The 8,877-nt window shown below is 72.9% G+C and carries 9 protein-coding genes; 3 read left to right on the top strand and 6 right to left on the bottom strand.

The window, feature by feature from the left end; all coding sequences use genetic code 11:
- Positions 1-688, bottom strand: a 688-nt coding sequence (locus ACLBYE_RS15795) for a DNA translocase FtsK 4TM domain-containing protein (RefSeq protein ID WP_447694883.1), incomplete at its 3' end; no start/stop codon positions are given.
- 167 nt (positions 689-855) lie between these two features.
- On the opposite strand from ACLBYE_RS15795, the gene mtnA reads away from it, so the two are divergent.
- Both mtnA and ACLBYE_RS15785 read left to right on the top strand, forming a co-directional pair.
- Entirely contained in the window at positions 856-1,959 is a 1,104-nt protein-coding gene (gene mtnA, locus ACLBYE_RS15790; RefSeq protein ID WP_447694882.1) for an S-methyl-5-thioribose-1-phosphate isomerase, read from the top strand.
- 234 nt (positions 1,960-2,193) lie between these two features.
- The gene (locus tag ACLBYE_RS15785; protein ID WP_447694881.1) at positions 2,194-2,889 is read left to right on the top strand and encodes a class I SAM-dependent methyltransferase; all 696 of its coding nucleotides are present in this window, start codon (positions 2,194-2,196) and stop codon (positions 2,887-2,889) included.
- A 7-nt stretch (positions 2,890-2,896) separates the two neighbouring features.
- On the opposite strand, the gene ACLBYE_RS15780 is transcribed toward ACLBYE_RS15785, so the two are convergent.
- From ACLBYE_RS15780 to pth, 4 genes are all read right to left on the bottom strand, one after another.
- On the bottom strand, positions 2,897-3,886 hold the full coding sequence (locus ACLBYE_RS15780; protein WP_447694880.1) for a MaoC/PaaZ C-terminal domain-containing protein: 990 nt from the start codon (positions 3,884-3,886) through the stop codon (positions 2,897-2,899).
- Positions 3,887-4,033: 147 nt separating this feature from the next.
- Positions 4,034-5,131, bottom strand: coding sequence for a redox-regulated ATPase YchF (gene ychF, locus ACLBYE_RS15775; RefSeq protein ID WP_020094263.1), 1,098 nt, complete (start codon positions 5,129-5,131; stop codon positions 4,034-4,036).
- A 3-nt stretch (positions 5,132-5,134) separates the two neighbouring features.
- A complete protein-coding gene (locus ACLBYE_RS15770; protein WP_056533559.1) occupies positions 5,135-5,314 on the bottom strand; it encodes a hypothetical protein in 180 nt (59 codons plus the stop codon).
- A 45-nt stretch (positions 5,315-5,359) separates the two neighbouring features.
- A complete protein-coding gene (gene pth, locus ACLBYE_RS15765; protein WP_091682753.1) occupies positions 5,360-5,968 on the bottom strand; it encodes an aminoacyl-tRNA hydrolase in 609 nt (202 codons plus the stop codon).
- A gap of 295 nt (positions 5,969-6,263) precedes the next feature.
- Between pth and ACLBYE_RS15760 the strand changes: the two genes are divergently transcribed.
- Positions 6,264-6,494: a hypothetical protein gene (locus ACLBYE_RS15760; protein ID WP_447694879.1), complete on the top strand. Its 231-nt coding sequence runs from the start codon at positions 6,264-6,266 to the stop codon at positions 6,492-6,494.
- A 54-nt stretch (positions 6,495-6,548) separates the two neighbouring features.
- Here the strand turns inward: ACLBYE_RS15760 and ACLBYE_RS15755 are convergent, their stop codons facing one another.
- The gene (locus ACLBYE_RS15755; RefSeq protein WP_447694878.1) at positions 6,549-8,738 is read right to left on the bottom strand and encodes an FUSC family protein; all 2,190 of its coding nucleotides are present in this window, start codon (positions 8,736-8,738) and stop codon (positions 6,549-6,551) included.
- Positions 8,739-8,877 lie beyond the last annotated feature (139 nt).

Raw genomic sequence — 8,877 nt, 5'->3', positions numbered from 1 at the left:
CACCCACGAGGCCGAGGCTCGGCTCGTCGGAATCCTCGCGCTCGTCGCGGCCCGAATCCCGGCCCCGCGCCGGCGCGCGCCGGACGGGGTAGGGGTCGTCGTGCAGGCTGTCCTCCTCGACGGCGCCGAACCGGCAGGCGCCGGTCAGGCTGAGGATCGCCACCGCGGCGTAGCCGAAGCCGACGAGGTAGGCCGCCGCCGACGAGACCGCGCCGACGATGACCCGCGCCATCGACAGCAGGCCGTCGCCGGCCACGCCGCCGAGGCCGGTGGGCAGGGGCCAGCGGGTCGTCGGCGGGAGCGCGCTCGCCACCGCGCTCGCGGCGCAGAAGCCGATGATCCAGAGGGCGATGCGCAACCCGCCCTCGGGCAGGTTGCGCTCCCGCATCAGCCGGATGCCCCAGAGCACCGGCGGCAGCACGAAGGCCAAGGAACCCAGGCCCAGGATTTGCATGGCGAGGTCGGCCACGACGGCGCCCGGCTGGCCGAGGACGTTGTGGGCGGCGTGGTCGGTGGCGTGGTTCAGGCTCGGGTCGTCGATCGACCACGTGGCCAGGGCCACGGTCAGCGCGACCGCGCCGGTGAACAGCACGAAGCCGCCGAGCTCCGTCAGGCGCTTGCCCAGGAAGGGGCGAACGCTGTCGACGAAAGTCTCGTAGGGCGATGCGGGACGGCGAAGCGAGCGCATGCGGGACCGGACGCAGGACGGGGACTTACCCCCGAGGCTAGGCACGACCCCCTTAACGACCTGCTAAGGTTGAGGAAGGCTCACCGGCGCCCGGCCGCGCATCCCCACGCTGTCGCCGTCCGCGCCCACGGGTGCAAAATCCGCCCCGCTGTGGCACAGGAGCGGCCATGAACATCGACGGCCAGCCCTACCGCACGATCTTCCCGGACCCGGACGGCCTCAGCGTCCAGGTGATCGACCAGACCCGCCTGCCCTTCGAGTTCGAGCTGAAGCGCCTCGCCACGCTGGAGGACGCCGCGGTGGCGATCCGCACGATGATCGTGCGGGGCGCGCCGCTGATCGGCGTCACGGCCGCCTACGGGCTGGCGCTCGCCATGCGCGCCGACGCGTCCCACGACGGGATCGACCGGGCGGTGGCGACCCTCGCGGCGACGCGGCCGACCGCGATCAACCTGCGCTGGGCACTGGACCGGGTCTCCACCAACCTGCGCCAAGTCGCGCCGGACGAGCGCTTCGCCCGCGCCTTCGCGGAGGCCGGCCGCATCGCCGAGGAGGACGTGGCGAGCTGCCGCTCGATCGGCGCCCACGGCGGCCAGATCATCGCCGACCTCCACGCGGCAAGGGGCGGCGACCGGCCGGTCACGGTCCTGACCCACTGCAATGCCGGCTGGCTGGCGACGGTGGACTGGGGCACGGCGCTCGCGCCGATCTACGCCGCCCACGAGCGGGGCGTGCCGGTCCACGTCCTGGTCGACGAGACCCGGCCGCGCAGCCAGGGCGCCGCGCTCACGGCCTTCGAGCTGAACGGCCACGGCGTGCCGCACACGGTCATCGCCGACAATGCCGGCGGCCACCTCATGCAGCACGGCGGCGTCGATCTCTGCATCGTCGGCTCGGACCGGACCACGGCGAGCGGCGACGTCTGCAACAAGATCGGCACCTACCTGAAGGCGCTGGCGGCCCACGACAACGGCGTGCCCTTCTACGCCGCCCTGCCGTTCTCGACCATCGACTGGACCCTCGACGACGGGGTGAAGGAGATCCCGATCGAGGAGCGCGACGGGCGCGAGGTCACCCACATGACCGGCCGGCTGCCCGACGGCGGCTTCGCCACGATCGAGGTCGTCTCCCCCGGCAGCCCGGTGGCCAACCCCGCCTTCGACGTGACGCCGTCGCGCCTCGTGACCGGGATCATCACCGAGCGCGGCATCTGCGCGGCGAGCCGCGAGGGCCTGTACGGCCTCTACCCGGAGCGCCGCCGGGCGGCATGAGGGCGGATCTCCGCGCGTCCGCGGCCGCGCGGCGCAGTATCCGGGTCTTCCCGAACGCGGTGTGACCGAAAAGGCAGCCTCGGGGCCAATTCGCGCCCCGTATCCGCGCGGCCGCTTTCGCGGCTCGACGGTGTTCGGCAGAACGGATGCCGGATCGCCGTGGGGAACAACAAATCTCGACGGCGGACGGACTGATCATCCCAGTCCGATCTCGACACCTTCGAGGTGGCCGCGATGGCGAGATTTCATTTCGTCGAGGATTACGAGGCGTACGTCCGCCAGCTGATGCGCGACCTGCCCCTGGACGAGGCGATGAGCGTGGCGGTGGGCGGCGACTACGACCGCATCGGCGCGATCGAGTGCGAGATCCTCCACCATTTCGGGCTCCGGGACGGCCAGTCGGTGGTCGATTTCGGGTGCGGCTCCGGGCGCCTGGCGGTACACCTCGCCCGCACCGCGAGCGTCGCGTATCTGGGCCTCGACGTCGTCCAGGACCTGCTGGACTACGCGAAGCGCCGCTGTCCCAGGGACTACCGCTTCGCCCGGAACACGGCGCTGTCGCTGCCGGTCGCCGACGGCAGCGTCGACCTCGTCTCGGCCTTCAGCGTGTTCACGCATCTCCTGCACACGGAGTGCTACATCTACCTGGAGGAGATGCACCGCGCCCTCAGGCCCGGGGGCCGCGTCGTGGCCTCGTTCCTCGAGTTCAGCATGGCCTCGCACTGGGGCGTCTTCACCAAGACGGTCGGCGAGCAGCGCACCAGCACGGTGCCGCACCTCAACACGTTCATCGAGCGCAGCGTCTGGCAGACCTGGGCCGACCATATCGGCTTCGACAGCGTGACGTTCCTCGACGGCACGGCGGCGCCGTGGCCGTCGGGCGTGTATCTGGGTCAGTCCCTCGCGGTGCTCGGCAAGGCGCCGGCCTGAGGCCCGCTCACGGCTCCCACTGGTGGAAGACCGCGCTGTCGAAGGCGAAGACCGCCTCGCCGCGCTGGTTCACGCCGGTGTTGCGCGCGAAGGCCAGCCCCCAGCCGGGCCGCGACGCCGAGGCGCGCTTGTCGGTGAGCTTGGCGCTGAAGCGGACCGTGTCGCCCGCGTAGACCGGCTTCAGCCAGCGCAGGTTCTTGAACCCGGGGGAGGGCCCCGCCTCCGGGACCGGCCCGCGGGCGGCCGTGTAGGCGGCGTCCCGGGCGCGGGTCGTGAGCATCCGGTTCATGTAGGCGGCGGTCGTGTGCCAGCCGGAGGCGCAGAGGCCGCCGAAATGGCTGCGCTTGGCCGCGTCGTGGTCGAGGTGGAAGGCCTGCGGGTCGTAGGCCCGCGCGAAGGCCACGATCGCCTCGGAGCTGAACGGGTAGGCGCCCAGGTCGCGCACGGCGCCGATCTCGGCGTCCCGCAGGAACGGCAGGATCTCGGCATCCTCCGGCTCGGTGACCGGCCCCGGCGCGCCGATCTCCACGGGCCGCGGGGGCAGGGGATCGGTGCCGCGGCGGGCCAGCATGAAGGTGAAGCGCTGGGTCAGCACGGTCTCGGCCCGCTGGTTGGCGAGGGCGACCTCGGCGGTCAGGAAGCCGAGGCCCGGCTTCGAGGCCGAGTCGCGCAGGCCCGCGACCCGGAAGGTCAGCGTCAGCGCGTCCCCCGGCAGGACCGGCGCGAGCCACCGCAGCTCGTCGATGCCGGGCGCGCCCAGCGAAGAGCCGCCCCGGAACGGCCCCTGCTGGAGCAGCCGCATGCCCAGGGCCGCCGTGTGCCAGCCCGAGCCGATCAGCCGGCCCGCGAAGGTCGTCTCCGCCGCCGCCTCGTCGAGGTGGAAGGGCTGGAAGTCGAAATCCTTCGCGAAGCCCACGATGTCGTCGCGGGTCACCGTCAGCGGCTCCCCGACGATCACGTCGCCGACGGAGAAGTCTTCGAGCGCAGGATCGGGCATGGCGGGCTCGTCACGTTGATCGGTGGGGTGGGCGATCGGGATCGCCGTCTTTGCGAGCGGAGCGAAGCAATCCAGGCGGCGCCGCGCTCAGCGGGGTCGCGCCGCCCTGGGTCGCGTCGCTGCGCGCGCGGTGACGGGTGCCGGACCTCAGTTGGCGAAGCGGAAGTGCAGCACGTCGCCGTCCTGCACTACGTAGTCTTTGCCCTCCAGCCGGAGCTTGCCGGCGTCCCGGGCCCCGGCCTCGCCGTTGAGCGCCGTGTAGTCCTTGAACGCGATGGTCTCGGCGCGGATGAAGCCTTTCTCGAAATCCGAGTGGATCACCCCGGCCGCCCCGGGGGCGCGGGTGCCCTTGGTGATCGTCCAGGCGCGGGCCTCCTTGGGGCCGACCGTGAAGTAGGTGACGAGGCCGAGCAGGTCGTAGCCGGCGCGGATCACCCGGTTCAGGCCCGGCTCGGCGAGGCCCACCGCCTCCAGGAACTCGGCCTGGTCGGCCTCCGGCATCACGGCGATCTCGCTCTCGATCTTGGCCGAGACCACCACCGCCACGGCGCCCTCCGCCTTGGCGCGGGCGAAGACCGCGTCCGAGTAGGCGTTGCCCTTGTCGGCGTCGCCCTCGTCGACGTTGCAGACGTAGAGGACGGGCTTGGCCGTCATCAGGCCGAGCGACTGGAACAGCTTCTCCTCGTCGGGCTTGCGCTCCACGAGGCGGGCGGGCTTGCCGTCGCGCAGCAGCGGCAGGGCGCGGTTGACGAGGTCGAGGGTCTCCTTGGCCTCCTTGTCGGCGCCCTTGGCCTTCTTCTCCAGCGCCTGGGCGCGGCGCTCCAGGCTGTCGAGGTCGGCGAGCATCAGCTCGGTCTCGATGGTCTCGATGTCGGCGGCCGGATCGACCTTGCCCTCCACGTGGGTGACGTCGCCGTCCGTGAAGCAGCGGACCACGTGGGCGATGGCGTCGACCTCGCGGATATTGGCCAGGAACTGGTTGCCCAGACCCTCGCCCTTGGAGGCGCCGCGCACGAGGCCGGCGATGTCCACGAAGGTCAGCCGCGTCGGGATGATCTCCTTCGAGGAAGCGATCCGGGCGAGGTCATTCAGCCGCGGATCCGGCACCGCCACCTCGCCGACATTCGGCTCGATGGTGCAGAACGGGTAGTTGGCCGCCTGGGCGGCCGCCGTCTGCGTCAGCGCGTTGAAGAGGGTCGACTTGCCGACGTTCGGCAGGCCGACGATGCCGCATTTGAAGCCCATGGGTCAGTTCCGTCGCAGCGCGTCGTCGGGCGACGCGCGGAATGGGTTGATGAGAATCGGGCCCGCGAACACGACGCCGCGCGCCCCGTCCTCGGTCGAGCGCGCGGCACCGACGCGCCGGGCCGCGGCCGCCGGGAGGCAATCGAACCGCCGACAGCCGGGCGCGACGCGCACCGCCTTCATCGGACCCTCTCGCCCGCCCCGATATCCCGTCCCCGTGTGGGCGTGTCAATTTCTGGCGCCCAGCGTCTTCACGTCGTCCCAGCCGCGGCCGGCCATGGCGAGGTGGACCTTGTTCTGGAAGCTCGCGTCCTCGCCGGCGGCGAGCAGGGCGGCGTGGTCGGCCACCGCCCGGCAGAGATCCTCGACCCAGGGCAGCTCGGCCTTGCCGAAATCGTTGAGCACGTAGGCATGGACGAGCGCCTTGTCGCCGGGATGGCCGATGCCGAGCCGCACCCGGCGGTAATCGTTGCCGCACTGCGCGGTGATCGAGCGCAGGCCGTTATGGCCGGCATTGCCGCCGCCGAGCTTCACCCGGAGCTTGGCGGGGGCGAGGTCGAGCTCGTCGTGCAGCACGATCACGTCGGCCAGCGGGATCTTGTAGAAGCGCTGCGCCTCCGAGACCGCGCGGCCGGACTCGTTCATGAAGGTCGAGGGCTTCAGCAGGATCGCCCGCTCGGTGCCCAGCACAACCTCGGCGGCCTCGCCCTGGAACCGGTGGCGGAACGGGCTCGCCCGGTGCTGGCGGGCGATCGCGTCGACGGCGAGGAAGCCGATATTGTGGCGGTTGCCCGCGTAGCGCGCGCCCGGGTTTCCGAGGCCGACGATCAGCCGCATGGTCTGCATCCCTTTCAGGCCGCGGTCTGTGCCACGCTTCGGCGCGGGACGCATCCCCGGCCGTGGCCGGACCCGTCGCGCGCCTTCCGGCCCGCGCCGCGTCTCCCCGTGCGCCAGCGCACGGCGGCGGTCGAACCCGGGGCAGAGTATCTCCGTTGAGAGGTCACATTCGGCCAAGCAAAGCCGGAGCGATCAAGACCGCCGCCCAGCGCATCGCGACGACGATCTTCCTCACTCGACACGGTTGACCGGATGACTTCCCGTCGAAGTCATACGAAAACATCAGGAGATCATCATGACCGTTCGCATGCTCGCCGCCGCCGCCCTGGTCGCCGCGGTCGCCACGCCCGCCCTCGCGCAGGGCCTGGACTCGAAGCACTCGCCCTACCCGGCCTCGGCCTATTCGGGCTGGGTCGGCAACGCCCCCGTCCTGTACCGGGACACCGCCGGCCCGGCCCGGCCGGCCGCCTACCGCTACAGCGGCCCGCATGCCGGCGGCCCGGCCAACGCCCTACCGCGGTTCTGACGGGAGGCCGGTCCCGCGGGACGACCGCGGGACCGGCCACCGGGATGCCGTCCGTCAGGACGGCAGGACGGGCTGACCGGCCCGCGTCGCGGTCCCTTGGCCCGAAGCCGGGGCTCCGCCATCCGCAACCGTCGCGGCCCGGATCTCCCCGGGTCGCAGGGTTCCGACCAGAAGATCGACCTGACTGACGAGGCGCACGAGCGACTGTCCGCGATCCAGCGCCGGCCGCTCGGGCACGGGCCTGTCCGCGCCCAGGGCCGCCAGGGTCGCGGTGATCCAGGCCCGCCAGGGCTCCGCCTCGGGGGCGGCCGCCTCCGGGGCGTGCCGCAGGACGATCAGCCGGGCGCTGATCCGGCGCAGGGTCGCGTCGGCCACCAGGGCGGATTCCACCTCCGGGTGGCTGCCGGCCCGGGGCTGCTGCAGGGCGCGGGAGAGTGCCGCCTCCAGATCGTTGAGGGCGAGGCCGGCCTCGCGGCTCTGCGCCGCGATCGCGGCCTCGCGGCCCTCGCCGGGCGGCGCGCGGAGCACCGCCTCGGCGAGCCCGGCCTGGGCCTTGAGCGCCCGGCGCAGCTCCTGCCGGACCTGATCGGGCTCCCAGATCGGCCAGAGCACCAGGCAGCTCGCCACCGCGATCACGCCGCCCAGCACCGTGAAGCCGCCCCGCATGGCGACGATCTCCCAGGAGCTGTGGCCGGGCTCCAGCAATTCGACGAGCAGCACCACGAGGGGCGTCAGGCAGGTGACGAAGAACCCGTACGAGATCTGGCGCGCCGCGAAGCCGACGATGCTAAGCACGAGGATGAGCCCGGCCTCCGCCAGCGGGCTCGTGGCGTAGTAGGCGAGCACGGCGCCCACGAGGCCGCCCAGCACCGTGCCGCCGATCCGCTCCAGGGCCCGCTGCCACGTCGCCGCGTAGAAGGGCTGCATGGTTAGCACCACGGTCATCACCAGCCAGTGCGTGAAGGCGCCCGCGTAGGTCAGGGTGGCGGCGAGTGCCGGCGCCGCGACCGCGCTCGCCCGCAGGGCGTGCCGCAGGTTGGGCGAGGCCAGGGTGAAGTTCTGCGCCAGCGGCCCGACGTAGCGGGTCCAGCGGTCGAGGCTGCCGCCCTCCGTGATCGTGCCGCCGGGCCGGTAGCCCTCCGGCGTCGACAGCTTGGCGCCAAGCCGCACGCGCCCGGCGATCCGGTCGGCGAGGCGGGCCAGGGTCGGGTCCTCCGACAGGCCCTCGGCCACCCGGGCGATGGAGTGCTCCAGGCGGCCGAGGTCGAGGTTGACGTCGTCGCGGATCGCCCGGGCGATGGTCACCAGGAGGGGGCGCAGGCGCCGCAGGAAGACCTTGGCGAGCGCCCGGCGGCGCGCGTCGGGGCGGCTGTCGATCAACTCGCCCACGGCGATCAGCGCGGCGAAGATCTGCTCGGCGCTCTCCAGGCGCAGCAGGGCCTGGGCGGTGCGGTCCGAGACCCGCTCGCGGGAGCGGGCGAGGTCGAGGATCATGGTCCGCGCGGTCTCGATGCTCGCCCGCACGCCGCGGCGGTGGCCCCGCGCGTGGCCGTCGAAGGCGGCCGTGTCGGGCTCCGGCAGGGCGACGAGCCGCTCGAGGTCGCCGCAGAGCCGGGCGAGGTTGTGCCAGACCTCCGCCACCGCCCGGTGGGCCGGGCGGTACGGGTGCAGCCGCCAGATGACCAGGGCCAGGAAGGTCGCCCAGAGACCGCCGGCCGCGAACATCGCCGCGGTGACGGCCGCCTGCGCGACGTCGAGCGGCCGGTCGAGGGCGATGCACAGCACCACCACGAGCACGTTGCCGGCCGACTGGGCCTGCACGCTCCAGACGCGCGCGTACGAGCAGGCGAAGATCAGCGCGCAGGCGACCGGGACGACCACCGGCAGGCCGAGGGGCTGGATCAGGCCGAGGCCGGCCCAGAGCAGGCCGCCGAGGAACGAGAAGGCGGTGAGGACGCGCAGGCGCGCCCGCATCGGGCCGCCGTTGTCGCAGAAGCAGGCGAGGTTGGCGGCGAGCGCCATGGTCAGCAGCGGCGACCACTGGATCCAGATGTTGAGGAGGATGACGACGCCGAACGCGAAGGCGGCGCGCACGCCCTCCACGAGCCGCACGTTCCGGAGGTCGAGGCCCGTGGGCAGGCGCCGCAGGTCGCCGCCCGGCCGGCTCAGGCTGCCCCGGCCGGCGGCGAGGCGACGGCGCCGGACACGTCCGGGGGGCGAGGCTGTGGGGCTCGGCGCGGTCAAGCTCGGTCTCCCGACGGGGGCGCGGCGCCCCGGCATGAACCGCGCTCCGGCCTGACCGGATCCGCGGCGGCGCGCAACCCCGGCCCGCTCCCGGCGTCGGATCGCGGGGCGCGTCCGGCGCATCGCCGCGGGACAGTCT

It is taken from the genome of Methylobacterium sp. A52T (genome assembly GCF_053346095.1).
This window is presented reverse-complemented; position numbering and strand designations above follow the sequence as displayed.